28 protein-coding genes and 1 pseudogene are annotated in these 26,971 nt (G+C 69.6%); 8 read left to right on the plus strand and 21 right to left on the minus strand.

Annotated elements, in window-relative coordinates; genetic code table 11:
* Positions 1 to 2 precede the first annotated feature (2 nt).
* Together ACQPWU_RS46615 and ACQPWU_RS46620 are read right to left on the minus strand one after the other, a co-directional pair.
* A complete protein-coding gene (locus tag ACQPWU_RS46615) occupies positions 3 to 890 on the minus strand; it encodes a hypothetical protein (protein WP_433432453.1) in 888 nt (295 codons plus the stop codon).
* Positions 891 to 1,192: 302 nt separating this feature from the next.
* Complete coding sequence (locus ACQPWU_RS46620) at positions 1,193 to 1,402, minus strand: hypothetical protein (protein WP_433432455.1); 210 nt, start codon at positions 1,400 to 1,402, stop codon at positions 1,193 to 1,195.
* Between the two features lie 375 nt (positions 1,403 to 1,777).
* Here ACQPWU_RS46620 and ACQPWU_RS46625 point away from each other — a divergent pair, with 375 nt between their 5' ends.
* Complete coding sequence (locus tag ACQPWU_RS46625) at positions 1,778 to 2,122, plus strand: cupin domain-containing protein (RefSeq protein WP_433432457.1); 345 nt, start codon at positions 1,778 to 1,780, stop codon at positions 2,120 to 2,122.
* A 69-nt stretch (positions 2,123 to 2,191) separates the two neighbouring features.
* Here ACQPWU_RS46625 and ACQPWU_RS46630 read toward each other — a convergent pair whose 3' ends face one another.
* Complete coding sequence (locus ACQPWU_RS46630) at positions 2,192 to 2,653, minus strand: TIGR00730 family Rossman fold protein (protein WP_433445456.1); 462 nt, start codon at positions 2,651 to 2,653, stop codon at positions 2,192 to 2,194.
* 97 nt (positions 2,654 to 2,750) lie between these two features.
* The gene (locus ACQPWU_RS46635) at positions 2,751 to 3,800 is read right to left on the minus strand and encodes an aldo/keto reductase (RefSeq protein ID WP_433432459.1); all 1,050 of its coding nucleotides are present in this window, start codon (positions 3,798 to 3,800) and stop codon (positions 2,751 to 2,753) included.
* A gap of 154 nt (positions 3,801 to 3,954) precedes the next feature.
* Here ACQPWU_RS46635 and ACQPWU_RS46640 point away from each other — a divergent pair, with 154 nt between their 5' ends.
* The gene (locus tag ACQPWU_RS46640) at positions 3,955 to 4,566 is read left to right on the plus strand and encodes a TetR/AcrR family transcriptional regulator (protein WP_433432460.1); all 612 of its coding nucleotides are present in this window, start codon (positions 3,955 to 3,957) and stop codon (positions 4,564 to 4,566) included.
* Positions 4,567 to 4,907: 341 nt separating this feature from the next.
* Here the strand turns inward: ACQPWU_RS46640 and ACQPWU_RS46645 are convergent, their stop codons facing one another.
* The gene (locus ACQPWU_RS46645; protein ID WP_433432462.1) at positions 4,908 to 5,264 is read right to left on the minus strand and encodes a hypothetical protein; all 357 of its coding nucleotides are present in this window, start codon (positions 5,262 to 5,264) and stop codon (positions 4,908 to 4,910) included.
* A 76-nt stretch (positions 5,265 to 5,340) separates the two neighbouring features.
* Positions 5,341 to 6,402, minus strand: a complete 1,062-nt coding sequence (locus tag ACQPWU_RS46650) for a Glu/Leu/Phe/Val dehydrogenase dimerization domain-containing protein (RefSeq protein ID WP_433432463.1) — start codon at positions 6,400 to 6,402, stop codon at positions 5,341 to 5,343.
* Between the two features lie 298 nt (positions 6,403 to 6,700).
* On the opposite strand from ACQPWU_RS46650, the gene ACQPWU_RS46655 reads away from it, so the two are divergent.
* Complete coding sequence (locus ACQPWU_RS46655; RefSeq protein WP_433432465.1) at positions 6,701 to 7,093, plus strand: PPOX class F420-dependent oxidoreductase; 393 nt, start codon at positions 6,701 to 6,703, stop codon at positions 7,091 to 7,093.
* A gap of 120 nt (positions 7,094 to 7,213) precedes the next feature.
* Here the strand turns inward: ACQPWU_RS46655 and ACQPWU_RS46660 are convergent, their stop codons facing one another.
* Genes ACQPWU_RS46660 through ACQPWU_RS46670 form a run of 3 tightly spaced genes read right to left on the minus strand, consistent with a single transcriptional unit; the run spans position 7,214 to position 10,003 of the window.
* Entirely contained in the window at positions 7,214 to 7,564 is a 351-nt protein-coding gene (locus ACQPWU_RS46660; protein WP_433432467.1) for a RidA family protein, read from the minus strand.
* Entirely contained in the window at positions 7,554 to 8,534 is a 981-nt protein-coding gene (locus ACQPWU_RS46665) for a threonine ammonia-lyase (RefSeq protein WP_433432469.1), read from the minus strand. The genes ACQPWU_RS46660 and ACQPWU_RS46665 overlap by 11 nt, the downstream gene beginning before the upstream one ends.
* A complete protein-coding gene (locus ACQPWU_RS46670; protein WP_433432471.1) occupies positions 8,531 to 10,003 on the minus strand; it encodes an amidohydrolase family protein in 1,473 nt (490 codons plus the stop codon). Before ACQPWU_RS46670 ends, ACQPWU_RS46665 begins: the two co-directional genes overlap by 4 nt.
* Positions 10,004 to 10,076: 73 nt before the next feature.
* Here ACQPWU_RS46670 and ACQPWU_RS46675 point away from each other — a divergent pair, with 73 nt between their 5' ends.
* Positions 10,077 to 11,102 carry an Lrp/AsnC family transcriptional regulator gene (locus tag ACQPWU_RS46675; RefSeq protein WP_433432473.1) on the plus strand — a complete coding sequence of 342 codons (1,026 nt, stop codon included), beginning with the start codon at positions 10,077 to 10,079 and terminating at the stop codon, positions 11,100 to 11,102.
* 178 nt (positions 11,103 to 11,280) lie between these two features.
* Positions 11,281 to 12,804: an AbgT family transporter gene (locus ACQPWU_RS46680; RefSeq protein WP_433432475.1), complete on the plus strand. Its 1,524-nt coding sequence runs from the start codon at positions 11,281 to 11,283 to the stop codon at positions 12,802 to 12,804.
* Positions 12,805 to 12,872: 68 nt separating this feature from the next.
* Here ACQPWU_RS46680 and ACQPWU_RS46685 read toward each other — a convergent pair whose 3' ends face one another.
* From ACQPWU_RS46685 to ACQPWU_RS46700, 4 genes are all read right to left on the minus strand, one after another.
* Positions 12,873 to 13,415: a PhzF family phenazine biosynthesis protein gene (locus ACQPWU_RS46685; RefSeq protein ID WP_433432477.1), complete on the minus strand. Its 543-nt coding sequence runs from the start codon at positions 13,413 to 13,415 to the stop codon at positions 12,873 to 12,875.
* 38 nt (positions 13,416 to 13,453) lie between these two features.
* Complete coding sequence (locus ACQPWU_RS46690; protein WP_433432479.1) at positions 13,454 to 13,744, minus strand: DUF1330 domain-containing protein; 291 nt, start codon at positions 13,742 to 13,744, stop codon at positions 13,454 to 13,456.
* A gap of 322 nt (positions 13,745 to 14,066) precedes the next feature.
* Complete coding sequence (locus ACQPWU_RS46695; RefSeq protein ID WP_433432481.1) at positions 14,067 to 14,699, minus strand: LysE family transporter; 633 nt, start codon at positions 14,697 to 14,699, stop codon at positions 14,067 to 14,069.
* 190 nt (positions 14,700 to 14,889) lie between these two features.
* Positions 14,890 to 15,441: a TIGR00730 family Rossman fold protein gene (locus ACQPWU_RS46700; protein WP_433432482.1), complete on the minus strand. Its 552-nt coding sequence runs from the start codon at positions 15,439 to 15,441 to the stop codon at positions 14,890 to 14,892.
* 196 nt (positions 15,442 to 15,637) lie between these two features.
* On the opposite strand from ACQPWU_RS46700, the gene ACQPWU_RS46705 reads away from it, so the two are divergent.
* The 3 genes and pseudogenes from ACQPWU_RS46705 to ACQPWU_RS46715 all read left to right on the plus strand — a co-directional run.
* Positions 15,638 to 16,582, plus strand: a complete 945-nt coding sequence (locus tag ACQPWU_RS46705; protein WP_433432484.1) for a class I SAM-dependent methyltransferase — start codon at positions 15,638 to 15,640, stop codon at positions 16,580 to 16,582.
* Positions 16,583 to 16,598: 16 nt separating this feature from the next.
* Positions 16,599 to 17,156 carry a GNAT family N-acetyltransferase gene (locus tag ACQPWU_RS46710; protein WP_433432486.1) on the plus strand — a complete coding sequence of 186 codons (558 nt, stop codon included), beginning with the start codon at positions 16,599 to 16,601 and terminating at the stop codon, positions 17,154 to 17,156.
* Positions 17,153 to 18,256, plus strand: a pseudogene (locus ACQPWU_RS46715) (MFS transporter); the annotation flags it as partial. The gene ACQPWU_RS46710 and the pseudogene ACQPWU_RS46715, both read left to right, overlap by 4 nt.
* 99 nt (positions 18,257 to 18,355) lie before the next feature.
* On the opposite strand, the gene add reads toward ACQPWU_RS46715, so the two are convergent.
* The 8 genes from add to ACQPWU_RS46755 are packed head-to-tail and all read right to left on the minus strand — an operon-like array spanning position 18,356 to position 26,964.
* Positions 18,356 to 19,327, minus strand: a complete 972-nt coding sequence (gene add, locus ACQPWU_RS46720) for an adenosine deaminase (protein WP_433432488.1) — start codon at positions 19,325 to 19,327, stop codon at positions 18,356 to 18,358.
* Complete coding sequence (locus ACQPWU_RS46725; RefSeq protein ID WP_433432490.1) at positions 19,324 to 20,721, minus strand: aldehyde dehydrogenase family protein; 1,398 nt, start codon at positions 20,719 to 20,721, stop codon at positions 19,324 to 19,326. The genes add and ACQPWU_RS46725 overlap by 4 nt, the downstream gene beginning before the upstream one ends.
* Before the next feature lie 11 nt (positions 20,722 to 20,732).
* Complete coding sequence (locus ACQPWU_RS46730) at positions 20,733 to 21,494, minus strand: SDR family oxidoreductase (protein ID WP_433432492.1); 762 nt, start codon at positions 21,492 to 21,494, stop codon at positions 20,733 to 20,735.
* Positions 21,494 to 22,366, minus strand: coding sequence for a dihydrodipicolinate synthase family protein (locus ACQPWU_RS46735; protein ID WP_433432494.1), 873 nt, complete (start codon positions 22,364 to 22,366; stop codon positions 21,494 to 21,496). Before ACQPWU_RS46735 ends, ACQPWU_RS46730 begins: the two co-directional genes overlap by 1 nt.
* A complete protein-coding gene (locus ACQPWU_RS46740; RefSeq protein ID WP_433432496.1) occupies positions 22,366 to 23,145 on the minus strand; it encodes an enoyl-CoA hydratase-related protein in 780 nt (259 codons plus the stop codon). The genes ACQPWU_RS46735 and ACQPWU_RS46740 overlap by 1 nt, the downstream gene beginning before the upstream one ends.
* Positions 23,142 to 24,320, minus strand: a complete 1,179-nt coding sequence (locus ACQPWU_RS46745) for a CaiB/BaiF CoA transferase family protein (RefSeq protein ID WP_433432498.1) — start codon at positions 24,318 to 24,320, stop codon at positions 23,142 to 23,144. The genes ACQPWU_RS46740 and ACQPWU_RS46745 overlap by 4 nt, the downstream gene beginning before the upstream one ends.
* Positions 24,317 to 25,663 (minus strand): FAD-dependent oxidoreductase, encoded by a 1,347-nt coding sequence (locus ACQPWU_RS46750; RefSeq protein ID WP_433432500.1) that lies wholly within the window; start codon positions 25,661 to 25,663, stop codon positions 24,317 to 24,319. Before ACQPWU_RS46750 ends, ACQPWU_RS46745 begins: the two co-directional genes overlap by 4 nt.
* 11 nt (positions 25,664 to 25,674) lie before the next feature.
* The gene (locus ACQPWU_RS46755; protein WP_433432502.1) at positions 25,675 to 26,964 is read right to left on the minus strand and encodes an MFS transporter; all 1,290 of its coding nucleotides are present in this window, start codon (positions 26,962 to 26,964) and stop codon (positions 25,675 to 25,677) included.
* Positions 26,965 to 26,971: the final 7 nt, after the last annotated feature.

Consider the following 26,971-nt stretch of genomic DNA (forward strand, 5'->3'; position numbering starts at 1 on the left):
TGTCAGCGCCCACTGCCGGAGATGATGCCGTTGTACGTGCCCACCACCTGGACCTGGCCGAGCTCTGCGCCCTTCGGCGGGATGTGCGCGACCACCTGGATCAGCTCCGTCATCTTCATGTACGTGTAGTACTTGCCACGCAGGAGCCCATTGTTCTTCTGGAAGACGTAGTTGCGCTCCGGCCCCTGGCGCACGTCGTAGCGCCTGGTCCGCTCGATGGTGGTGAAGGCGAGCGCGCCACCGTCGGTCGTGCGCAAGGCGTAGGAGGGGTACGAGGTGGCCGGCCGGGCACTCTCGGCGAGCCGGGCATACTGGTTCATCTCGGCCCGGGTCGACGCGGCGCCAGTGGTGAGCTTGTCGGCGGCATAGTGGCTCTTCTCCGCCGCGGTACCCTTGCTCACCAGGTGGGCGGCATAGCCCTTGGCGAACGCGGCAGGCGACATCAGCAGCCCGGCCGTGTCGGTCTGACCCACTTCGGTAGCCGTTCCTGAGGCATCCCTCACGATCTGCGGCAATTCCTTGGAGGTGTTTCCCTCGAAAGCGTCGGGAGAGTACATCTGCCGCCAGCCCTGCCCCTCACGGGCGAACAGCAGATAGGTCGGCTCCTTGGCGGTCTTGCTCTTGCCTTTCCAGTAGGCGGTCGTCAGGAACCATGGCTTCTGGGAGGCCGGAACATAGAACGTGGGCCTTGCGTAGCCGAACGGCTGGTAGTCCTCGTCGCCCAGCTTCCGGCTGGAGGCATAGGACGCCTTGTCGATGACCAGACTGGAGCCTCCCTCGTAGCCCGCCAGCAACTTGTCACTCATGGCCTCGTTGGCCGCGTTGTTGCGCTTGACGTAATCCTCGACCACCGAGGCCGTCTCCTGGGCCGACACGGACACAGAAGGCATCGGCGTGCTGCTCTTGGCAGGTGGCGCCGCCTGGTTTGCGCTCAGCCCCGGCAGAGCAGAGCACCCCGCCACCAAGCACCCGGCCACCATGCCACCTACTACGCACCCAAACCGCCGCACCGCATCCACCCCACTAACTTCCGCCTCAAAGCGCCCAAACCTACCAATAACGACAAAAGGGCATGAGAGAAACCCCGAGTCTCCACTGCCGAGGATCATGCGCGACGTTCAGGCGCAGCTCGGGTCAGGCCACTCCGCTACGTGCCCTTCCGATCCGAGGTCAAGGCGCGCGAACGGACGGTTCAGGCGCGCGTTGCCGCGATCACGTGGACGGAGGTCGTGAGCACCCTGGTCGACGCGGCCGTCCAGGCCGACCTGCCCGGCGCCGCCGTCGAGCCGCTCGCCCTGCTGGAGCGGTGGGCGGGGAACACGCGCCAGCGCTGGGTGGGCGCGGTGGCGCTGCGGTGCCGTGCACTGATCGCGCCGGACGGCGAGGCGGAGCCGCTCTTCATCGGCGCGCTCGACCTGCACGGCCCGTCCCCGGCATCCTTCCAGCGGGCGAGGACCGCGAGCTTCGGACCTGCGCCTGATACGGCGGAGCCACTGCCCATAGGCGAGCTGGCCCGCGCTGCTGTTCGTCGCCCTGGTCGTCGTGGTGGTGGGCCTCAGTCGTTCCGATATCCATGGCTCCGCACGGCGAAAGAGCAGTGGTTCGTCCGGACGGTCGTGATTGGTCCAAGGATTGGCGGGTCAACTGGTCCACTGGACAGGATGATTTCGGGCCTAGCATTTTGGACATGTCCGAAGATGCAGAAGAGGCGCAATTGTCTGGGTCACCCCTTACGTCATTGCTCTGCCAGGTCCCGCCCTTCCTTCCTGAGGGTGCGATGGTGGAGGTCGCGACGGTGGAGGTACCGCCAGGCGGGGCGGGTGCCCCACCGCACCGGCATTCAGGGCCGGTCTTCGGTTACGTGGCCGAAGGCGAGATGCTCTTTGAGCTGGAGGGCGAGTCGGAGCGGGTCATCGGTACGGGCGAGGCGTTCTGGGAGCCCGGCGGGGACGTCATCCACTACCAGGCCGCCAACAACCGGACCGATATACGGTGCCAGTTCGTGGTGGTCATGATCTGCGCGCCAGGTGCGCCGATGCTCACGTTCGTGGACGAGGAGGAGCTGCGAGCACGCGCCCATCTGCGCGCCCCGCGGCCCGCGACCGCGAAGCCCGCCCTATAACGGGCTTCTCGGGCGAAGGCCGGCTGGTACGGCGGGGGATTGACGGGGCAGCATGTTCGGGCCGGATCCTCATGCGCCGACGATCTGTCGGGAGAGCGCTTCTAGCGCGGCGGGCAGCTCTTGCTCCACGATGATGTCCTCCATGGCGAGAGCGGACAGGAACCCGCCGGCCACGATGGCGTTCAGCGCATTGAGCAAGGGGCTCCAGAAACCGTTGGCGTTCAGGAAACCCACCGGCTTGCGATGAAAGCCCAGCTGCCGCCAGGTCCACACCTCGAAGATCTCTTCCAGGGTTCCGAGCCCTCCCGGCAGGGCCAGAAAAGCATCGGCCTTCTCCGCCATGATCGCTTTTCGCTGGTGCATCGTCTCGCAGACGTGCAGTTCGGCGATACCGTCGTGCGCCCACTCCCGATCGACCATGCTCCGCGGGATCACCCCGATCACCTCGCCGCCGACCTCGCGGGCCCCATCGGCAACCGCTCCCATGAGCCCGGCGCGCCCGACATGCCCAGGTTGTGCCCAAATGTCCACAGCCTTGCGAGAAACGATCAAACCAGATCAGCCCGAACAGAAGCATGGCGTCAACCGGTGCCTGCCGCTCCTCAGCACCAACAGCGGCTCGCCCAGTTCACTGCACGACGGCGCGGCGACGGCGCTTCGGGTCGGCCAGGACGGCGGCGCTGTAGCCCGCGTCGTCGGGGTTGAGGTCGGTTCCGGGCGCCACGATGCTGTCGATGCGGTCCAGTACGGCGGGCTCCAGGACGATGTCCGCGGCGCTGAGCTGGTCGTGCAGGTGCTCGGTGGTGCGCGGGCCGATGATCGCCGCGGAGACCGCCGGGTGCGTGGTGACGAACGCCAGCGCCAACTGGATCAGCGTCAGGCCCGCCTCGTCGGCGATGCCGGAGAGCTCGGTGGTGGCGTCGAGCTTGGCCTGGTTGGCCGGGATGGACAGGTCGTAGTGGGCGGACGTGTGGCGGAAGGGCATCGTCCGCGTGCGGTGGCTGGACGGGTCGGCCGCCTCGCGGTGCCAGCGGCCGGACAGCCAGCCCCCGGCCAGGGGGCTCCAGGCGAGCACCCCCATCCGGTACGCCTCGCAGGTGGGGAGCACGTCGGCCTCGACGCCCCGGACCAGGAGTGAGTAGGGCGGCTGTTCGCAGACGAAGCGCTCGCGTTGCCGTCGCTCGGCGGTCCACTGCGCCTGGACGATGGCCGAGGGGGTGAACGTCGATGACCCGGCGTAGCGGATCTTGCCTGCGCGGACGAGGTCGGAGAGCGCGCCCAAGGTCTCGTCGAGGTCGGTGGCGGGGTCGGGCCTGTGGACCTGGTACAGGTCGATGTGATCGGTGCCCAGGCGGCGCAGGCTCTGCTCGCAGGCCCGGACGATCCAGCGCCGCGAGGCGCCGCGTTCGTTGGGCCCGGGGCCCATGGGGCTCGACACCTTGGTCGCCAGGACGACGTCGTCGCGCCGTCCGGCGATCGCCTTTCCGACGATGACCTCGGACTCTCCGCCCGAATACAGGTCGGCCGTGTCGATGATGTTGACGCCCGCGTCGAGCGCCGTGCGGATGATGCCGATCGACTCGTCGTGATCGGGATTGCCCCATTTGCCGAACATCATCGCGCCCAGGCACAGCGAGCTGACCTGGACTCCTGTACTACCCAGCGTGCGGTACTGCATGACCCGGTGGACGCCCTTTCGGGATCGAGGCGGTGTGATGGAACCGGCCGGTAGGCATCTGCTACCGTCCCGGATAATCGGAGCCGGGTCCGGTTATCCGCCGCCATGCTAAACGGAGCCGACTCCACATAGCAAACCGAGGGGAAAGAGACGCATGCCTGATCCGTCTGACAGGCCGATGCGGGCCGACGCACGGGCCAACGAGGACAAGCTGCTCGCCGCGGCCGCCCTGGCCTTCGCGCGGGACGGTGCCGCCGCGACCCTGAAACAGATCGCGAAGGACGCGGGTGTCGGGATCGCCACCCTGTACCGACGCTTCCCGACCCGCGAGCAGCTCGTCGACGCCACCTACCGATACGAGACGGCCCGGCTCGCCGCCCGGACTGCGGACCTCCTCGGCGAACTGCCCGCCGACCGGGCCCTGCGGGCGTGGATGTCCGAGGTGCTGGACTACCTCGCCGCCAAGCACGGGATGGCCGACACGCTCAAGGCCCTCCTGCGGAGTGACGAAGGGCTGAGCTCGCAGACGCGCGAGCAACTGACCGGCGCGGTCGAGGAGTTCCGTCTCGCCGGGATCGCCCAGGGGGTGATCCGGGAGGACGTGCCCGCATCCGACATCCTCACGGCCCTGGCGGGCGCAACCCTCGTGACTGGGGCTGCCCACCAGCGGCCGCAGGCCGAACGGCTGCTCGACCTGTTGATGGACGGCCTCACCCGGGCGAACGGACGGCGCCAGGACACGGAGCGGTCCTCCCCGAGGTGCTGACGAGCACGCTGCGCCGCCCGGAGGAGTACCGATTGGACGGCAGACGCATCCTGGCGCAGGGCGGTGATGTAGCTCCTGGCTCTGGCCGGTACACGCCTCCGCGTCACCACCATCCCACCGGCAACGAGCACGGCTTCGTCATCCGCACCGCCTGCCAACGCCGCCAACCACGTCGCCGACCTCGACAGTCTTCAGCCCATCCGCTTCCGGATGGATCGGGAGTACATCCGCGACCGGAAGGACGCACTCGGCGGGGGAGAATCGAACGCCACAAGATACTCGGAGGAGCGATCAACGAGTACCGCCGAGCCGCGATATTCGCACCCGACACGTCAGTCAGTTCAGGTCCAGAGCAACGTCCAGGCGCAGTCGCCCCGTGACGGGCTGACCGTCGTCTTGGAGATCCGCCCGGTGGCCGGCCGCACCGTACGGCTGGCGCTGCGGACGGCGGACTCCGTGACCAGGTTGCCGGTGGCCAGAGCGGCCAGCGTGGACGTGGCGATCCGCCGCCGCGCCGGCGCCGCCCCGTCGTCGCCGCCATCCCACTGACGGCGGAGGACCAGCACCATGGCGCTGTCACTGTGGGCCAGGTAGACCTCGGCGATCCGCTGGTCGCCGAGACTACGGATCCGGCAGCCGAGGCTCTCCAGCCGGGCCCGGCGCAACGGGGTCTCGGCGGCCTCGGCGGTCCCGAGCACCTGCGCTACCGCGTCCGCCGTCCGTGACCCGTACCGTCGCTCCCCATCGTGCAACGCACCTGCGCAGTGCGAGACCTCACCGCCCCTGCTCGGGGGCGAGGGGTGGGCCGTCGGGGAGGCCGCCCGAGTCGCGCCAGGTGGCGAGGAAGTCCTCGGCCACGGCGCACGAGCCCGCGAACGGGCCGCCGGGATGCTCAAGCGCCGTGGCGGTGAGCCGGCCGACCCGCTCCGCCACCAGGGCCCGAGCCGACACGACGTCGGAGACATGACCGGCCCGTTCGGCGAGGTAGCCGATCGTGGCGCCGGCCCCGCAGACGAAGTCCGCCAGCGTCACCACTCCACGCTCTCGCAGCGTGCGCAGCCCGGCCGCGGTGTAGGGCACGTTCGCCGCCGGGGCGACCACGCGGGCACGTACCCGGGCGGCGCGCTCGGCGGTCAGGGTGCCGGTCCGCGCGCCGGGCACCAGCACGTCCGCGGCCACCTCGTAGAGCGCCTCGGCCGGGTGCACGGGGAGACCGAGCCGGCCCACGCAGGCGTCGCCGTACTCGGCGCGCAGCCCTTCCAGGGCGGCGGCATCCAGCCCTGAGGGGTCGGCCACGCAACCGTGCAGGGTCGAGAGGGCGACGATGCGCGCGCCCCGCCGCGCGGCCTCCCGCACGACGGCGCCACCCACCTTGCCGAACCCCTCCACCGCGAGCGTCCGCCCAGCCAGACCGCCGAGCACGGTCTCCGCGGCGACGACCACGCCCAAGCCGGTCACGATGGTGTCCACCAGTTCGCCGCCGACCTCCTGGTGCATCACCGCGTCGGTACGGTAGCCAGGAAGCGAGGCGAAGTCCTGCGTACGCGTGCCCAGGTCCGAGGCGGTGAGGAAATCGCCCTTCTCGACCAGCGGAGTGATCTCCTGGCAATAGCGGGCCACGGTGGCCGCCCGATCCTCGGCCTTGGCCCGCAGCACCGCCTTGGCCCCGCCGATCGGCTCGCCAAGCACGGCCAGCTTGTACGTCATCGCGCGCGCCAGCAGCCCGGCTTCGCCGCGAGTGACGTCCGGGGCGAGCCGCGTGCCGCCCGCGCTCATCGGGCAGTCCAGGTCGAAGGCGATATACCCGTCCACCGAGGCGAGTTCCACGATCCTCATGCGCGCTCCTCATGTCGTCCGATCGGCGCCGGCCAGGCAACGACCACGCCTGCCGACCAATCTCGACGCGAACCGGTGCCATGTCCATGGCCGGGGAGCGGGCGGGCTCGTGATGATCAGCGCCATGCCGGGTGGACACGGCGAATCGGCGCGCTGCCTCGATGCCACCCGCGCGTGCGTGCTTCACACCTCAGACGGCGACCGGGGCGGCTCCGCCACCGGGGCGTCTATTCCGAGCGAGGTTCGATCTTGGTGTATCAAAGAAGTTCCACGATCGCGTTCGACGTCTGAGAGATCCGTGACACTCAGTGAAGAACTGCTCAACCTGCTGCGCGGGCCGAGCGTCTGCTACCTCGCCACCACGATGACCGACGGCTCGCCGCAGGTGACCCAGACCTGGGTGGACACCGACGGTGAGCACGTGCTGATCAACAGCGTGCAGACCCACCTGAAGACCAGGAACATCGAGCGGGACCCGCGAGTGGCGATCGCGGTCTCCTCCCCGGAGAACCCCTCGCACTACGTCCAGGTGCGCGGCCGGGTGATCGACATCACCACGAAGGGCGCGGTCGACCACATCGAGAAGCTCTCCCACAAGTACACGGGCAAGCCGTATTCCTGGTACAGGGGCCGTGATCAAGTCCGAGTGATCTTCGTCATCGAGCCGACGAGCGTCAGCGGCACTGGGTGACACGACACACTCCTACGGCGTGTACTTCTTGACCTGCGACGCATCCCCGGCCCAGCCCGCCAGGCGACGGCCCGCGTCGAACGGCTGCCCGACCCGGCCGACGCCCGTGCCCGGCCGGGGTCAGGGGGCCTTCACCACCGCGTCGATCTCCACCACGCTGCCGTAGGGCAGCTCGGACACCCCGACGACGGTGCGGGCCGGCCTGGGTTCGGGCCAGAGGTCGAGGAACTGCTGGTTGGCGACATCGCGCAGCGCGATGTCCGTGACGAAATAGGTCAGCTTCACCACGTCCTCCATTCGAGCCCCCACCGTGGCCATGCGCCGCCGCATGGTGTCGACCGCCGCGTCCAGCGCCGCCCGCCCGCCGGCCACCACGGTGCCGTCCTCCCGCAGCGGCAGCGAGCCGGACACGAAGACCAGCCCGGCCGCGACTACGGCGGGGCTGTACGGGTGGCGGGGATCAGTGGCCATGGAGAGCCTCCTGGCGGGTGGGTTCGGTCAGTACGTCCGCCAGCAGCTGCGGATTCACCGAACCGCCGCTGAGGATGGCCACATGTCTGCCGGCCGTCTCCCCGGCGAGATAGGCCGCGAAGGTGACCGCACCGCTCGGCTCGGCAACGAGGCGAGCGTCCAGGGCCAGGCGCCGTACGGCGTCCAGGGTCTGCTCCTCGCTGACGGTCACGATCCCGTCGAGGTGGCGGCGGATCTGCTCCCACGGCACCACGCCGAGGACGTTGGTGCGCAGCCCGTCGGCCACGGTCCGGTACGTCTGCTCCGGCTCCCACGCGACGCGCCGGCCTTCGCGCAGGCTCTGGGCCGCGTCCGAGGCCAGCTCCGGTTCCACCCCGATCACCAGGGTCCGCGGTCGCAGCGCCTTGACGGCGGTCGCCACCCCGGCCGCCAGCCCTCCCCCGCTGACCGGGACCAGCACCACGTCGGCGTCGGGCAGGTCTTCCATGATCTCCAGGCCCACGGTGCCCTGGCCGGCCACGACCGCCGCATCGTCGAACGGCGGCACCGGCAGGTAGCCGTACTGCTCGGCGAGCACGAACCCGTGGGTGTCCCGGAGAGCCGGTGGCACCAGCACGACTTCGGCGCCCAGCGACCGTACGATGTCGATCTTGTTCGGCGGCGCGGTGTCGGGCATCACGATCACGGCGCGCAGCCCGAGCCGCTGCGCCAGCCAGGCCACCGAGCGGGCGTGGTTGCCGCTGGAGTGCGCGACCACCCCGCGCTCCCGGGCTTCCGGCAGCAGTTGCTTGATCTTGTTGTAGGCGCCGCGCAGTTTGAAGGCCGCCGTCGGCTGCAGCGACTCGGGCTTGATCCACAGTGGTCGTCCGGGATCCGCCAGGGCGAACGGCACCAGCGGGGTGCGTACCACGGTGTCGGAGATCCGGTCGGCGGCGGCGCGGATGTCCGACAGCGTCACCTGCTCGGTCATGCCAGCCTTCCCTTCACGGCCCTGCCGGGCCTCGCGTCCTGAAGCAGTTCGCCATCGCGCACCACGAATTCGCCGCCCACGAGCAGGTGGTCGACGCCTGTCGAGGGGCGCCCCGGCTCGGCGTAGGTCGACCGGTCCGAGACCGCGTCGAGGTCGAACAGCACGAGGTCGGCGTCCGCGCCGGCCTGCACCCGGCCCTTGTGCCGGAACTGCGGCGCCACCGAGGACAGCACCTCGGCGGGCTGGAGCGTGCACCGCCGTACCGCCTCGATCAGGGTCAGGTGGCCGGGGCCCCGCACCATCGTCGCGAGGAACCGGGAGAACGTCCCGCTCGTGCGTGGATGACCGGTCGCTCCGGGAGGCAGCGGCCAGGTGTCGGTGATCAGCCGGCCGTCCGGTCCGGCGAACGGGATCGCGTCGGAGGCGACCGCGGTGTCGGGCAGCAGCAGGGCGCGTTCCAGCACCGACCAGTCCGCCGGGTCGTCCTCGTCCAGGTAGTGGATGGCGACCATGGCGCCCGGGTCGGTGCGCTGGATCTCGCGCAGCCGCTCGGCATTTGCCGGCCGCTCGCCGGTGGCGGCGATCACCAGGTCGCTCGGCGTGATGCCGAGCTCGGGCAGGTTCTCCGGGGACAGGAACGGCACGCCGACGGTGGTCATGCCCGCGCCGTACGGGTAGGCCTCGGTGGACACCCTCAGCCCGTGCCGGCGCGCGCCCGAGACCACCGCGCCGATCTCGTCGATGGCGCGCAGCGAGGTGCTGTTGATGTGGCACAGGTGCATGTGCGCGCCGGTGCCGGCCGCCGCGGCGACCACCTCGGCGATCCCCTCCAGCGCGGTGTGCGGGTCATCGGGGTTCTTGAACCTGGCATGGGTGTACGTGGGCACGTCGTAGCGCTCGGCCAGCCGGGCGACCTGGACGTACTCCTTCCGCCCGGTCTGCGGGGCGTAGCCGAGCAGCACCCCGATGCCCAGCGCGCCCTCGTGCAGCTGGGCCTCCAGCTCGGCCAGCACCAGGTCGATCTGGGCAGGGGTGGCCCGGTCCCGCCAGCGCGGGCCGCCGCACAGGGCGGCGAAGCTCTCCCACCCGCCGTCCGGCTCGGCGCCGTCGAACACCTTCATCCTCGCCATGGCCCAGGAGGCGGAGTAGCCGAAGTTGATCGGCCGGCCCTCGTCGCTCGCGCGCTGGTACGCCACCCGCACCGGGGCCGCGCCCGATTCGAGTTCCAGGGCTGTGGTCACTCCGTCCAGGGCCTGCATCCGCAGCGAGCCGACGGTCTGCGCGTGACTGTGCAGGTCGATGAAGCCCGGAGCGAGCACACGGCCGGACACGTCGACTTCGCGCCGGGCGGGCGGTGGATCCTCCGACACTGATGTGATCTTGTCGCCCGTGATGGCGACGTGGCGGACGGCGTCCAGCCCCGTCTCCGGATCCACCACGCGGGCGCCGCGCAACAGTAGGTCATTCACACAGGAATCATCGCGATCCGGCTCAATCTACGCCTACACTGCCGGAATCCGACATGATTGGAGTTCGAACACCGTGGAATCCGTCATGCTGCGCGAGAACGACCTGGAGTTGATAGACGCGCTCCAGATCAATCCCCGGGCTTCCTGGGCCGAGGTCGGCGACGTGCTGGGCATGGATCCGGTCACCGCGGCCCGGCGCTGGAAAAGGCTGGCCGACGACCGGCTCGCGTGGTGCACGGTCGCCCTGGGGCAGCGCCAGCTGCACACCATGAGCGTGGCGTTCCTGGAGCTGACCTGCGAAGCCGGTGCGGCCGGCCAGGTCGCCGCGGAGCTGGCACAACAGCCGCACATGATCACGGTGCAGCACATCGCCGGTTCGTACGACCTGTGGACGATCGCGATCGCCCCAGATCTGGCCGCTCTGTCCGAATACCTGCTGCACCAGTTGCCCAGGCAACCCGGGGTGACCCGGGTGCGCACGCACATCGCGACCCGGGCGTTCGACCTGAGCATGCGGTGGCGGCTGCGGGTGCTGAACGCGCACCAGGCCGCCCGCCTGCATACGGAGCAGAGCACTCCCGCGGCGACGCGGCCGATGGACGAGATCGACCGGCGCCTGTTCGTCGCGCTGAGCGTGGACGGGCGGCGTAGTTTCGCCGAGCTCGAAGCCGAGCTCGGGTTGTCCGCGCGGACGGTGCAGCGCCGGATCAACCGGCTGGTCGCGGTGGGCGACATCACCTTCCGCTGCGACCTGGCCAGGCGGCTGGCGGGCTGGCACGACTCGGCGGTGTTGTGGCTGGCGATGCCGGACGACCACCTGGAGAGCACCGGCGAGCAGCTCCTGCGCTGGCCCGAGACGCGTACCTGTGCGGCCATCGCCGGCCCCAACAACCTGCTGCTCACCGTGGGCCTGCACGGGGTGGCCGACCTGCACGAGCTGGTCACCCGGCTGCGCCACGAGTTCCCGCACGCCACGATCGTGGACCGGCAGATGGTGCTCCGCCAGGTCAAGCTGTACGGGAGGGTGCTCGACCCGGTCGGCCGCTGGTCCTCGACGACGCCGCTGGACCTGTGGGCGCTCGGCTCCGGGGGACGGTGATGAGCGGCCGCTGTTTCAGCGATGCGAAAGGCTCCTTGTCGATATGACCAGTACGTGCACAAATGCCGATCCGTACGACGGTTTCCGGCGATAAATCGCCTGATATGAGTGCGCTGCCCATACTTTCGCCAATCACATGCCGACGAGAGCCACCCCAGGCGGCGCGAAGGATCCCCTCATGCTGAAGACCGGGCAACCAACGACCCTTGACCGGGTGCTGGGCGGAGTGGAACGACTGGGCAACAGGCTGCCCAGCCCGTTCGTCATGTTCGTCGGCCTGTTCGTCGTGATCGCGCTCGCCTCGTGGGTCGCGCAGACCCTCGGCGCCACGGTGCAACTGCCCGGCGCGGCCGGGGCGACGCCGGTCAAGAGCGTGCTCTCCGGCGAGGGACTGGTCGAGCTGCTCGACTCGGCGGTGGACAACTTCGTGGAATTCCCGGCGCTCGGCCCGGTGCTGACCGTTGTGCTCGGGGTGGGCGTGGCGCAGGGCACCGGCGCATTGGAGGCCGCCGTACGCCTGGCGTTCTATCGCGTGCCCCGCTCCCTGGTGCCGTACGTGGTGGCGTTCGTCGCCTGTCAGGGACACGTCATGTCGGACGCGTCGTTCCTGGTCATCCCTCCGCTGGCGGCCCTGGTGTTCAGCGCTGTCGGCCGCCACCCGCTCGCCGGCCTCATCGGCGCCTACGCCTGCACCGCCACCGGGTACGCCGGCGGTCTGCTGCTGGGCACACTGGACGCGAGCTTGGCCGGCATCACCGAGAAGGCCGCCGCGCTGCTCCCGGGAGCCGGCGGGTACGCCACCAACATCGCGATGAACTACTACTTCGGCGCCGCGGCCGGCGTGATCCTGCCGATCGTCGGCGGGCTGCTGATCTCCCGGGTGCTCGAACCCAGGCTGCCGGCGTGGCGTCCCGGTCAGGGCGACGCGAGGGTGGAGGTGACGCCGCGGGAACGGCGCGCGCTGCTGGTCAGCGGGCTCGTGGTGGCCGGCTTCGTGGCGCTGATCGTGCTGGCCTGGCTGATCCCGGGCAGCCCGCTGCGCGACCCGGACGGCTCGCTGGTCCCCTCTCCGCTGCTGAGCAACCTGGTGCCGATCATCGCGCTGGTGTTCTTCCTGTTCGGCTACACCTACGGCCGAGTGGTCGGGCTGGCCAAGGAGGACCGCGACGTCTCCAAGATGATGACCACGGCGATCAAGGAGATGGCCGGGTTCATCACGCTCATCTTCATCGTGGCCCAGACGCTCAGCGTGCTGTCGTGGAGCGGGCTGGCCACGTTCCTCGCGGTGAAGCTGGCCGACACCGCGCAGGCCGTCGGGCTCGTCGGATTTCCCGCGCTGGTCTTCCTCGTGCTGTTGTCCACTGTGCTGAACCTGGTGATCACCTCGGGCTCCGGCCTGTGGTCGCTGGAGTCGACAGTGATGGTGCCGGCGCTCATGTTGCTCGGCCTGTCCCCGGCGATCATCCAGGCCACCCACCGCATCGGCGACTCGATCACCCAGGCGGTCTCCCCCATGCACATCTTCCTGTACTTCATCCTGGCCGCATCGCAGAAGTACGAGCCCGACCTCAAGCTCGGCACGCTGGTGTCCCGGCTGTTGCCGTTCGTACCCGCGTTCGGTCTGGTGTGGGTCGGCGTGCTGGCCATCTTCTACTTCGCCGGTCTGCCGGTCGGCCCCGGCGCGTCCATCCACCTGCCCTGATCGACGCCGTGACGCGCATCCCTCAACCCTCTCCCTGAGTTCCTGTCACAGCTTGCCGGGCTGTCCTGTCAGAGGGTGTAACCACTGACAACGACAAGGAGTGCACCGACATGCACACCAAGGACGCCGAGGAGTTCAGCGATGCCGAGCACGCCGCAGACGGCCTCGACCTGGCCGGGGGTGTCGAGCATGACGACGTACTCGTGGTCGTTGCGGCCGAACCAGACCGCGTCGTCAAGGTTGAGGGCCTCCAAAACGGGACCGGGAGCGGATTCCTCGTGGAGCGCCACGGGGGTGAACCCGATCCACACGAGGTTGTCCTCACTCCACACGTGAAGTGGACCGGACGCGGTCTCAAAGACGATCGGCTCGGCCGACGCTGCCAAGCCGGTCTCGTACAGGACGTGAGCGGCGGCAAGGGTGGCGTGCCCACATAGCGGCAGTTCGCTGGTCGGCGTGAACCAGCGCAGCCGCCGATCGTGCAGGAAGGCCGTGGTCGGCTGGTTCAGCTCGGCTGCGACCTGCTGCATCCACTCCTCATCAGCAGGCTCCGGCAGCAGGCACACCATTGCCGGGTTACCTCCGAACGGCCGGTCAATGAAGGCATTCACGCGGATGAGCGGAACTCACGGTCGTGACCTGTTCCGATTCATCGGCCTTCCACGATCACCCGTACGCTGAGAGTGTTACGCATGCGCAGAGGAGCGATTTCCTGGTAAGCCGCCGAGTCGTTCCAAGCCCGCGCGGCCGCCGCGTCAGGGAACTCCACCACCACGACCTGCGCGCCGTTCCAGTCTCCCTCCAGGACGGCGACCGGCTCGCCGCGCGCCAGATACCGGCCCCCGTACGGCTCCAGCGTCGCGCCGACACGCCGCCGGTATTCAGCGAGTTCCTCCTCGTTCCCGGTCGGACGGACGGTCGCGATCAGATAAGCGCTCATGATCATTCATGGTACGCCTCGATGGTGATCAAGGGTTCAGCCCATCCCTTCAGGTGAGTGAGTCAAGGATGAGCGCCCCAGCTCGTGAGGCCGCCGTGCCCGTCTCGGCCTCGCACCCGGCACCGTACGCAACTACCTCTCCTCGGCGATGACCAAGCTCGGCGTTTCTACTCGACACGCCGCCGGCACAGGCCGCCTGGGAGCAGGGCTGGGCTGGATCCAGCACGAGCCTTGACATTGCCAAGTAAGTACGAGGGGCGCCGACCGGACAGGCCGATCGGCGCCCTGGGTTGACGGGGGGAGTCTCCGCGGCCTCGGCGTATCAGATCGCAGATGAAAGCAGGTGCAGCGCAAGAAAGACGATCACTGCGCTGGAAGTCAGAGCGGTGGCCAGCCGCCCGCGGCTGCCCGTGATGAGCTGACCGAGCAGCGCACCGCTGCCGGCCAAGAGCAGTTGCCAACTCGCCGAGGCCGCGAAAGCGGCTGCGACGAACACCGCCTGTTCTAGGACGTGCACAGTTGTTGCGGTTTGGATGCCGAGCACCAGTGCTGCGAAGTAGATCACGGTGAGGGGGTTCAGCATCGTGAGGCCCAACAGCGCCCAGAAGGCACCTGCCGGACTGATCGGCCTGTCATCGGTTGTGGCCGGGCGATGGCGTTGGCGGTAATGCCTGATCGCCATCGTCGTTCCCCGAAGGGCCAGGGCGATGAGGACCAGCGCCGCTCCCCAGCGCAGCGGGGCCACGACCGGTTGGACGAAGGGAGTGAGTGCGGCACCGCCGAGGGTGGCGATCAAGGCGTACAGACCGTCTGCGGTCGCCACTCCGAGTGCGGCGAAAGCTCCGGTCTTCAAGGACGTTCGAGCGGTGAGGGCCACCAGATATGTCGCGACCGCGCCCACCGGGATGGCGATGCCATAGCCGGCCAGGAGCCCCGCGACCAGGGCGGCGATCATGCTCGGACTAGCATCGGCCTCCAGGGGCGGCAGATCTGCTGTCGGCCCGGCACCACCGCGGCGGCGGAGTGGGCAGGCGACAGGAAGAGGGAGGTTTTGACCATGGCGCAGAGTATGGGAGAGGCTCAGCTCGTCCCGCAACCGGATTTGGGCCGCCCGGGCAGGAGATCGTCCGGGCGGCGCCTGGCTCTCACGCGCCGACGATCTGTCGGGAGAGCGCTTCTAGCGCGGCGGGCAGCTCTTGCTCCACGATGATGTCCTCCATGGCGAGAGCGGACAGGAACCCGCCGGCCACGATGGCGTTCAGCGCATTGAGCAAGGGGCTCCAGAAGCCGTTGGCGTTCAGGAAACCCACCGGCTTGCGATGAAAGCCGAGCTGCCGCCAGGTCCACACCTCGAAGATCTCTTCCAGGGTTCCGAGCCCTCCCGGCAGGGCCAGAAAAGCATCGGCCTTCTCCGCCATGATCGCTTTTCGCTGGTGCATCGTCTCGCAGACGTGCAGTTCGGCGATACCGTCGTGCGCCCACTCCCGATCGACCATGCTCCGCGGGATCACCCCGATCACCTCACCGCCGGCCTCGCGGGCCCCATCGGCAACCGCTCCCATGAGCCCGGCGCGCCCACCGCCGTACACCACGCCGATCCCCCTGTGAGCCAGCTCGCGACCGACACCGGCCGCCAAATCCGAGAAGCCGGGGTCAGCGCCGGACGACGAACCAGTGAAAATGGCAATGCGCTTCATATGTCTCCCGATTGGTCGCGCCCTCGGAGCGGTGTAAAAGGCTCGACGAGGTAGGTGCGGTGGCCGATCTTAGGCGGCCACCGTGTCAGATGTCGACTCGATAGCCGGGGGTGGGTAGCCGGGTATCTGAGTGGGCGGCTGGAGGGAGACAGCACGCAACAAATGTTGACAGGGAGCCAAGGGCAACATATGTTGCGTGTCCGTGGATCCCTTGAAAGAGGACGCCCGCCGCACCGCGGACGACGTGGCCGGCGAGGGCGGCCTGGCAAGCCTTCGGCGGTTGACCGAGACGATCTCCGCCATGGAGGCCCGGAGAACGGCGATCATCGAGAAGCTGCGCGGCCAGGGCCAGGCGAGCTGGGAGGAGATCGGCCGGGCGTGCGGCATGACCCGGCAGGGTGCGTCCCGCCGCTGGTCCCGCCAGCTGCAAGCCGGCTCGTTCGGCACCGTGCCGGCGGTCTATCACCGAGGGCGGCCCGGATACCCACTGTCGTCGCTCGAGTGGCTGATACCGCGCAGTGCCAGAAGGGTCCTCGACCTGGGCGCGGGCACAGGGCAGTTCACGCGGCTCCTGGTCGATGCCGGTCTGAAGGTCTTCGCCGTCGAACCTTCCGAGGGCATGCGCGCCCAGCTGTCCGCCGCCGTCCCGGCCGCGATCGTCCGCGAGGGCTCCGCCGAACGCATCCCGCTCGAGGATGGCAGCGTCGACGCCGTCGTCGTCGCGCAGACCTGGCACTGGGTCGACCCCGCTCTCGCGGTGCAGGAGGTGGCACGCGTCCTCGTCCCCGGCGGGACGCTGGCCCTGGTCTGGAACATCCGCGACAACACCGAGCCCTGGGTCGCCGACCTCGACGGCATCCTGCACCGGCATACCCGGCAGGCCATCGACACCCAGCCGTCGATCGCGGAACCGTTCAGCAGCCCCGAACGACTGGAGATCCGATGGAGCCAGGTCATGACCCGGGCCGAACTGCTCGACATGGTCGCGTCCCGCAGCTACGTCATCACCCTTCCCGACCCCGACAGGCTGCGGCTGCTGCGCGAGGTGGAGCAGCTCCTCGACTCGCATGCCGACCTCAAGGGCCAGAGCGAGATCACCATGCCGTACCTCACCCGGTGCACCCGGGTCCGCCGCCCCTGACCGACAGGCCGATCGCATGACCGCACGCCCGCTCCCACCCGAGCGAATCACCGTTCGCAGGCTCACCGTCGAGGACGCCGAGGAGTATCGGTCCTTCCGCCTGGAGGCGCTGAGGCACGCGCCCAGCGCGTTCACCTCGAGTTACGGCGAGGAGAGCACCAAGCCGCTGTCGGCGACGATCGAGCGGCTGGCCGCGGTCGGGAGACCCCACGACGCGGTGGTCGGTGCCTTCGACAGCGGCTCAAACTTGCTCGGCATCGCCGGGCTGGCGGTGCCCGCACGCCGCCAGGAGCGCCACAAGGCGACGTTGTTCGGGATGGCCGTCGCGCCGCACGCAACCGGCCAGGGCATCGGGAAGGTGCTGGTGAGACGGGTCCTGGACCTCGCCGCCGCTATCGACGGCGTCGTTCAGGTCTGCCTGACCGTCTCCGAGGGCAACCTCCCCGCCGAACGCCTCTACAGCTCGTGCGGGTTCCAGGTCTGGGGCCGGGAGCCGCGGGCGGTCATCATCGACGGAACGGCCATCGCGAAGCTGCACATGGTCCGCATGCTCGACGACCCGGCCCGGCTATGACCTCCACCCCTGGCACGTCGAGATTACCCCGGTCGCTGGTAGCCGGTCTGCTTCCGGCGTCGGGGCCGGCACGCTCGCTGGCCACCGCCACCTTCGTCAACAGCATCGGCAACGGTGTGTTCGCCGCCATGAGCACGGTGTTCCTGGTGCGCACCGTCGGCCTGACGGTTGCCCAGGTCGGCTCCGGGCTCGCCATCGGCGGATGCGCCGCGCTGCTCGTCGGCGTGCCCCTGGGGCACATGGCCGACCGCGTCGGCGCCAAGCCCGTCTTCGTCGCCCTGACGGTGATCCAAGGGACGGCCGTCGCCCTCTACGCGGCGCTCAGCACGTGGATCCAGTTCCTGGTCGTCGCCGGCGTGGCCATCAGCGCTGAACGGGGGGCGGCCGGAGTCCGCAACGCCTTGATCGCCTCCGTCACCGACCGCACCGACCTGGTCCGCACCCGCGCCTACCTGCGCTCGGTGACGAGCGCCGGAGCCGCGATCGGCACAGCGGTCGGAGGGCTCGCTCTGCTGAACGATTCGCGGCCGCTGTTCCTGGCGCTCCTGGCTGTCGACATCGCCACCTTCCTCATCACCGCCCTCGTGATCGCGCACATCGTGTCACCAGCCCGTCCATCGCACCACGAGCGGGACGAGGTCGCCACCAGGCTCGTCACGGACTGGCGTTTCCTGCTCAGCAGCGGGTGCCAGGCGCTCCTTTCGCTGCACGCGGCCGTTCTCACGATCGCCCTGCCACTGTGGATCACCACGCGCACCGATCTGCCCCGCGTGACGATCGCAATCGTGCTGAGCGCGAGCACCGTCGGCGCCGTATTGTTGCAGGTCCGCGCCAGCAGACGTATCGAGACCGCCGAGCGCGCCGCAGCCGCCGCCCGCCGCGCCGGCCTCTACCTCGCCGCCGCCTGCCTGGCGCTGTCCTTCAGCGGCGAGGCCACCCAGTGGGTCGCGATCGTCCTGCTCATGGCCGGCACCGCCCTTCGGCTCGCAGGGGAGTTGCTGCAGGCGGCAAGCGGCTGGTACATGTCCTTCGCGGCGGCCCCCGCGGGCCGGATGGGCGCCTACCAGTCGGCGTACTCCACCGCCTTCTCCCTGTCGGCGATGGCCGGCCCCCTCGCCTGTGCCGCGGTCGTGTCCGCACCCGGGCCGACCGGCTGGTTCGCGCTGGCAGCGGTCTTCGTCGCGGCCGGAATCACGAATTCACTCGCCGCGCCACCGGGCCAGGTCCGCCATGGCTTGCTCCAACCGGTCGACCGGGCACGAGCTGAACCGCAGCGAGGTCTCCGCAATGTGGGCCAGGGCCGCTACATCGAGGTCGAGCCAGCGCCTGACCAGGTCGTACTCCTCGACAAGGGTGCTGCCGCAGAACAGCGGGCAGTCGCTGTTGACGGTCACCGGCACGCCGGCGTCCATGAGCGCGGGTAGTGGGTGCTCGGCCAAGGACGGGCTGACCTGCAGCTCGATGTTCGAGGAGGGGCACACGTCGAGACACACCTGCCGCTCGGCCAGCTCCGCGACCAGGCCCGGGTCCTCGACAGCCCTGATCCCGTGGTTCACCCGGCGCGCGCCGAGCATCTCCACGCAGGCGCGCACGCTGTCGGCGCCCGCTCCCTCGCCGCCGTGCGGAACCGCGGCCAGGCCGGCATCTCTGGCATGAGTGAACACGCCGGCGAAGGCCGCGGCAGGGAAGCGTGCCTCGTCACCGGCCAGGCCGAACCCCACCACGCCCTGGTCGCGATAGGCGACGGCGAGGGCCAGGGAGCGTTCGGCCTGGTCCAAGGGCAGGCCACGGTTCACGCCCACGATGACGCCCGCGCCGCTCGCCGCGGACGAGCCGGACCTCAGCCCGTCGAGCACCGCCTCCAGCACGCCCTCGGCGGGGCCGAGCCTGCCCGCGTACGTCGGCGGGATCACGTGCACCTCGGTCCAGACGACGCCCTGGGCGGCGGCGTCCTCGACCAGCTCGCGGGCGACCCGACGCAGGTCGTCCAGGCTGCCGATGAGGTCGCGGGCACGCTCATAGGCCACCACGAACTCGCTCAACCCGTTGAACGGCCCGCCCGGCGGGGCGGGCAGGCCGTACCGGTCAGCCAGCTCGGCGGCGGTGGAAGGGCGGATCGCGCCTTCCAGGTGCAGGTGCAGCTCCGCCTTGGGGAGCGTGTGCAGATTCACTCGTGCCCCAGGTAGACGGTCTTGCTCCAGGTGTAGAAGTCGAGCGCGGCCGTTCCCTGCTCTCTGAAGGTGTTGGACGAGGAGTCCTTCACCCCGCCGAAGGGCACGTTCAGGTCCAGACCCGTGGTCGGGCGGTTGACCTTGACGACGCCGACCTGGGCGTGCGCGGCGAAGTGGTGGGCGGCGGTCAGGTCGCGGGTGCAGATGCCCGCCGTCAGGCCGTACCTGGAGTCGTTGACCCGGGCCAGCCCTTCTTCGTAGGAGTCCACGCCCAGCACGGCCACGACGGGTCCGAAGATCTCGTCGCGGACCACCGGCGAGGTGTGGGCCAGGCCGGTCAGCACGGTCGGCCGGAGGAACTGCCCCGAAGGGACGTCGCCGCCCGTGACGACCGTGGCGCCCTCGGCGCGGGCCACGTCGATCGCGGACACGTCCACGGCCAGCTGCTGCTCGCTCACCACCGGCCCCATGGTGAACGCCTCGGCTTCCTTGGCCAGCGCGGCGAGGAAGGCCTCCATGATCCCGGGCGTGCAGTACACCCGTGAGGTCGCCGTGCAGGCCTGCCCGGTGAGGCTGAACGCGCTCGCGGCGACGACCTTCGCGGCGGCCAAGGGGTCGGCGTCGTCCAGGATGAGGTAGGCGTTCTTGCCGCCCATCTCCAGCTGCACCCGGGCCCTGCGCTCACTGAGGATCGTGTGCAGGCCGAGGCCCACGCGGGTCGAGCCGGTGAAGGAGAGCGCCGCCACCCGCGGGTCCCTGGCGAGCGCGTCGCCGGCGACAGAGCCCGTGCCGTGTACGACGTTCAGCACTCCTGCGGGCAGCCCCGCCTCGACCAGGGCATTGCTCAGGTGAGCAACGGACAGCGGGGTGAGCTCGGCGGGCTTGATGACCACCGCATTGCCGCTCACCAGGGCGGGGGCCATCTTCCACGCGGGGATCGCGATCGGGAAGTTCCACGGGGTGATGAGCGCGGCCACGCCGACGGGCTCACGCCTGGTGAAGATCGTGGTGCCCGGCATCGCGCTCGGCAGCACCTCGCCCGAGGCCTGCCAGGCCAGCGAGCCGAAGAAGCGCAGCACGTCGATGGCGCGGCGGACCTCGCCCGTCGCCTCAGCGGGAGTCTTGCCCTCCTCGCGGCTCAGGTCCTCGGCCACCTGGGAGTGGCGGGAACGCAGCAGGTCGGCGGCGTCTAGCAGGATCGCGCCCCGCGCCGGCGCGGGTAGTGCCGCCCACGCGCCTTGCGCCTGCTCGGCCGCCGAGACGGCGGCGTGCACGGCCGAGGCGTCGGAGGCGGGCGTCACAGCCACGATCTCACCGGGGTTGGCGGGATTGTGCCTGGCGAGTTCGGGATCGCCAACCCGTTCGCCGCCGATGAGGTTCTGGACAGTCGTCACGACAGCTCCAATCAGAGGGTTCGGACAAGGCCGCCGTCACAGCGCAGCGCGGTGCCCGTGACGTAGGAGGCGGGCTCGCCGCAGAGGAAGGCGGCGACCTGGCCGAACTCCTCCGGCCTGCCGTACCTTCCCGCGGGAATGGTGGCACGCGAGGCCGCCTCCACCTCGGCCACGGACGTGCCCGCGCGCCCCGCGGCGGCCGCGTCGAGCTGGGCGACCCGGTCGGTGGCGATGCGGCCCGGCAGCAGCAGGTTGACGGTGACGCCGTCGGCGGCCACCTCTGCGGCCAGCGTCTTGAGGTACGCGGCGAGCGCCGCCCTGCCCAGGTTGGACATCGCGAGGTTGGGCAGCGGGGCGATGATGCCGCTCGACCCGATGGCCAGGATGCGACCCCACCCTCTGGCCCGCATGCCGGGAAGAGTCAGCGAGATCAGCCGCTGGTGCGGCCGGACGAGTGCGTCGACAGCCGCCGTCACGTCGTCGCAGGTCGCGTCGGCGGCCGTACCCGGCCGTGGGCCTGGGCCGTTGAGTACGAGGATGTCGACCTGTCCTGCGGCGGCCACCAGGTGCTCAACACCTTCAGCGGACAGCAGGTCGGCCTCGATGCCGATCGCGTCGGGCAGTTCGGCGGCGATCTCGCGGGCCCGCCGGCCTCTGCGCCCCGCCACCACGACGCGGGCGCCCTCGGCGGCCAGCGCCCTGGCCGTGGCTTCGCCGAGGCCACCAGTGGATGCGCAGACCAGCGCTGTCCTGCCCTTCAGCCCGAGATCCATCAGCGCACCGCCGCAAGGTGCCGCGCGAGCTGCTCGTGCAGTGACTCGGGGAGGGAGGCGGCCGGTGGCCGTACCGAGGACTCCAGGAAGAGGCCGCGCCGGCGCAGGCACTCCTTGCGGATGGCCAGCGCGATCCTGGCCTGCTGCTCGAAGTTCACCAGGGGCAGGTAGGGCAGCCACGCGTCCCTGGCGGCCTCGTACCCGCCCTCGCGCCAGCCCTCGACGCAGGCGATGAGCCCTTCGGGGAAGGAGAACCCGGTCATCGCGCCCGCCGCGCCGCAGGCCAGCTCGTCCAGCAGGCCCAGCCCGCCGAGCCCGCCGAAGACGGGGACGTCCAGCGCGGCCGTCAGCGTCGCCACGGCCACCGGCGTGGGCGGCGCCTCCGCCTTCACCGCGACCACGAACGACAGGTCGCGCAGCGCCGTCACCAGTGCGTCAGGGCTGATGCTCACTCCACTGACCAGCGGATAATCCTGCACGACCAGCCCTGCGCCGGTCGCCTCGTGGACGGCCTGGAGATGCCGGGCGAGGACGTGCGGGTTCGGCGAGTTCACCTGCACCATCACGCCCGCGAGGCGGTCGCCGGCCACCTGCTGGGCCAGGCGCACCTCCTCGATGACCGGCGCGGTGCCCAGCGAGGTCGCTCCCACCACCAGAGGCAGCTCGACGGCGTCCACCACGGTCTCCAGTGCGGCGCGGCGCTCTTCGGTGGACAGCTGCGCCGCCTCGCCGAAGACGCCGAGCACCGTCAGCCCGGTGACCCCCACCCGCTCGTAGTGCTCGACGAGCCTGGCCAGGCTCTGCTCGTCGAGGTCGAAGGTAGATCCGGTGAACGGCGTCGCGACGACACCCCATACGCCCGGCTGCAGCATCACTGTCCCTTCCAAACAGGCTTGCGCTTCTCCTGGAAGGCCAGGACGCCTTCCTTGCTGTCCTCGCTGTCCAGCGCCTCCATCAGGGCGGGCAGCCGTACGGCCCGCGCTTCCTGGCTGGTCAGGTGGGCGGTGCGCTGCACCATCTGCTTGACCGCGCGCAGCGAGGACGGGGAACAGGCCAGGATGTCGGCCACCCACCGATCCACGGCCGCGTCCAGCTCGCTCGACGGGGCCACCTCGTTGACCAGCCCCATCCGCTCCAGCTCGGCGGCACGAGCGCGCCGTCCGGTGAGCAGCAGCCCCATGGCCTGGTTGTACGGCAGGCGGCGCACCAGCTGGGTCACGCCGCCGTCCAGCGCGATGCGTCCCACACGCGGCTCGGTCAGCCCGAACTGCGCGTGCTCGGCGGCCACCACGATGTCGCAGCCCAGCACCATCTCCATGCCGCCGCCGAACGCGTAGCCGTTCACCCTGGCGATCACCGGCACGTCGAGCGTGGTGCGCAGCGAAAGACCGCCGAACCCGTTGGGATCGAGATCGGCCCAGTACTCGAGCCCGGTCTTGTCGATCGCGTCGGCGGACATGTCGGCGCCTACGCAGAAGGACTTCTCCCCCGCGCCGGTCACCACCACGACGTGCACGTCGCGGTCGGCCTCGATGCGCTCCCAGATCTCGCAGAGCGTGCGGTGGGTCTTGTCGTCCACGGCGTTGAGGACCTGCGGGCGGTCGATGGTGACCCGCGCGACGTGGTCGATGACCTCGAAGTGCACGGTCATCGCAGGACCCCCGCCGCGACGAGGGCCTCGATCTGCTCGGCCGAGTAGCCGTGCTCGGCCAGGACCTCGGTGTTGTGCTCGCCCAGGCGCGGCGGCGCGTGCCGTACCTCGTAAGGCGAGGACGAGAGCCTGATCGGCGCGGCCAAGGCCCTGACCACGCCCGCCACCGGGTGGTCCATCTCCAGGATCATCTGATTGACCACGGTCTGCTCGTCTGCCAGCGCCTGCTCCATCGTGCGGACCGGCGCGCACAGGATGTCCTGTGCCTCCAGACGCTTGATCCAGTGGTCAGTGGAATTAGTGGCGAAGCGCTCACGGAAGATCGCCTGCAGCTGCGGGCGATGGGCGAACTGTGCCTGCTGGGTCGAGAACTCCTCTCGCTGCGAGAGGTCCTCCTCCAGCTCCAGGGCCTCGGAGACGTCGCGCAGCGGGTTCTCCTTGAACGCGCCGACCATGCACACCGCGCCGTCGCTGGTGGTGAAGACGCCGCTCAGCGGCATCGACGCCCAGTTGATCTCGTAGCCGCGGTTGAGCTGCATGCAGGCTTCCTGCATCTGCATGTGGAGCATGGAGTCGTACATCGTGACCTCGACCTTCTGCCCCTCCCCCGTCAGGTCGCGTGTCCGCAGGGCGAGCAGGATGCCCTGCATGAGGTGCATGCCCGTGGTGTAGTCGGCCAGCGTGGTCGGGTAGACCGACAGCGGCAGGTCGGGTGACTCGCGCCGCCACATCACACCGGAGTATGCCTGCGCGATGACATCCTGACCGCCCTTGTGGCTGTAGGGGCCCTCAGGACCGAAGCCGGTGCCCGACGCCCAGACGATGCGCGGGTTCAGCTCGCGCAGCCGCTCGTAGCCGAAGCCCATGCGCTCCATGACGCCGGACCTGAAGTTGCTGACCACGACGTCGGCATCCTTGACCAGCCGGTATATGACCTCCTTGCCCTCTTCGCGGCGCGTGTCGATGCTGACGCTGCGTTTGTTGCGATTGATGGACAGGAAGATCGGGTTGTCCAAGCCGTCGCGGTCGGGGATGGAGCTTCTGGACAGGTCCCCCACGCGGGGCCGCTCGATCTTGATCACGTCGGCGCCGTAGTCGCCGAGCAGCTGAGTACAGCTCGGCCCCATGTAGACCTGCGTGAAATCGACGACGGTGATTCCTTCGAGCGGCTTCATGCCTCGACCTCCGCGTTGGGGGCTGGGACGTCTCCGGGATCGGCGCCCTGGGCGCGCATCCCACGCTGGATGGCGGCCGGGTCGACCTGCCGTACCGTCACGCCCTTGTCGACGGCCAGCGCCCCGGCCACGCCGGCCGCCTGCCCCATCGCCATGCACGGCGGGATCTCCCGGGAGATCCGCTGCGCGTCCGGCGTGGCCGAGTAGTGGCGGCCCGCGACCAGGAGCTGGTCCACCTGACGGGGCAGCAGCGCGCGGTAAGGGGTGTAGTAGTCGCGGCCACGGGCGACGGAGTCGGCGAAGTGCCGCCGGGTGGTGATGTCGTCCTTGGTCACGACGTACTCACCCTGAAGCAGGCGTGTCTGCCGGACGCCCATCTGCTCGGCGACGTCGAGCAGATAGCAGTTCTCGAAGCCGGGCAGATTCTGCCTTACTTCATCGACCGCTGCGGCGATGCGCGCCCTGGCCTCGAACTCCGCCTGGGTCAGCGACTCCGGGTCCACCCCGTCAAATCCAGACATATGTGGACAATTACACCAGACGACGCCTGGGATCGGTGTCTTCAGCCACCACAGCTCCCACGCGCCGCCGAGCAGTCGTTTGATCTTGCGGTTGATCGCCCTGGCCTCGCGCGGGTTCTCCTGCTCGAACCGCTCGGCAGCCGCGGTGTCCACGCCGCCGAGCCTGAACACGAGCGTGGTGAGGTAGCTGTCGTGCGCGTACTCCGCGCCCGAGCGGGCCGCGACGTCGATGTCGCCGGTGGTGTCGATGACCACGTCGGCCATGATGGCCTGGGGACCCGCCTTGGTCTCGGCCACCACCCCCCGCAGCCTGCCCTCGTCCACGATCGGCTGGGAGAACCACGAGTGCAACCGCAGGTGCACCCCTGCCTCACGGACCAGGTCGTTGGAGACGCGCTTCCACCCGTCGGGGTCGAAGGCGACGGCGTAGCAGATCGGCTTGGGACTCCTGTGGGAGTGGAAGTCGAAGGCGCCCCAGCGGCCCCATTTGTTCCACATCTCCACCGAGCTGACCCGTTCATGCTCAGGCGGGTAGACGGCCAGGCCGAGCTTGGCCATCCGGTCCACGTACTCCGAGACCAGGCCGGTGACAGTGATCTCCTGGCCGTTGACCATGTCGTCGAGCACCAGGACCATGCCGCCTGCGGCGAGTCCGCCGAGCGCGGAGTACCTCTCCAGCAGGGTGACGTCGGCGCCGGCGCGGGCGGCGGCGACAGCGGCGCTGACGCCGGCGGGGCCGCCTCCCACCACGACGATGTCGCTGCGGCGCACCACAGGGGCCCGCAACTCGTCGGAGGTGACCTTGAGATCAGACAATTGCATCAGGGAATTCCTCACTCACCCGCGTAGGTACCGGTGGACCTGCGCGCGGCCAGGTAGAGCACGACACTGATCAGGGAGAGCACTGCCGTATAGGTGGGGAACAACCACGTCGTGTTCTGGCTCTGCAGCCAGATCATCACGTACGACGCGGTGCCGCCGAAGAGCGCGACTCCGATGCCGTACCCGAGAGCGACGCCGGTGGCGCGGCTGTGCTTCGGCATCAGCGACGTCGCGACGAGGTTGTAGAGGGTCATGTTGAGCACGAGCACCACCGACCCGCCGAGGAGCACGCCGACCAGCCCGCCCAGGCCGGGCTCGGTGTACAGGAGCATGAGGAACACCGAGGGGACTGCGAGCAACCGGGTGACGACGAACGTGCGGGACAGTTTGGCCCGGTCGGCGAGCCAGCCGGTCACCAGAGAGCCGACGATCATCACGACGCCGAGCGCGGTGGAGGCGGCGAAGACCCCGGTCGGGTCCTCCTTGAACGTGCTGCGCGCGAGGTTCGGCAGGCCGACGGTCCAGGCGTAGTTGTAGGCCTGCGCGGCGCCGACCACGAAGATCATCGCAACCAGGCCGAGCCAGTGCTTGCCCACCCCGCGCCACACCGTGGACGCCGAGCCCTCGGCGCGCTCGTTCTCGTGCAGCGTCTCCGGCAGGGAGCGGCGCAGGTAGAGCACGACCATGCCCATCAGCGCGCCTACCACGAAGGGGATCCGCCAGCCCCAGTCCTGCATGGTCGCGCCGCCGACCGCCAGGCTGACGAAAAAGCTCACCAGCGACGCGAGCAGGATGCCGAGGTTGACGTAGAAGCTGATGTAGCCCGCGGCGCGCGCTTCGCGCCCCTTCGGGGTGACCTCCACGGCGTACGCGGTGGACAGCGGCGCCTCGATGCCGGTGGAGATGCCCTGGACCAGGCGGCAGACCAGCAGGATCACACCGGACCACACACCGATCGAGTCGTAGGTCGGCGTAACCGCGATCACCAGGGTGGTAGCCGCCATCAGCGTGACCGACAGCAGCATGACCGTGCGCCGGCCGATGCGGTCGGCGACGGTGCCGAGCAGCACCCCGCCCAGCGGCCGTACGGCGAAGCCGACCGCGAAAACCGCCAGAGCGCTGAGCGTCGCGGCGACGGGGTCGTGAGAGGGGAAGAAATGAGGGCCGATGTAGGCCGAAACCAGTCCGAAGAGCATCCAGTCGTACCACTCGAGGGTGTTGCCGAGGCCGAGGCCGAGCATCGCCTTGCGGGTGGTGACCGAATCGTTGGCAGGGGAGGTCGAAGTGATGGTTGCGGACATGGCGATC

The organism is Nonomuraea sp. CA-141351 (assembly GCF_050944675.1).
GTDB lineage: Bacteria > Actinomycetota > Actinomycetes > Streptosporangiales > Streptosporangiaceae > Nonomuraea.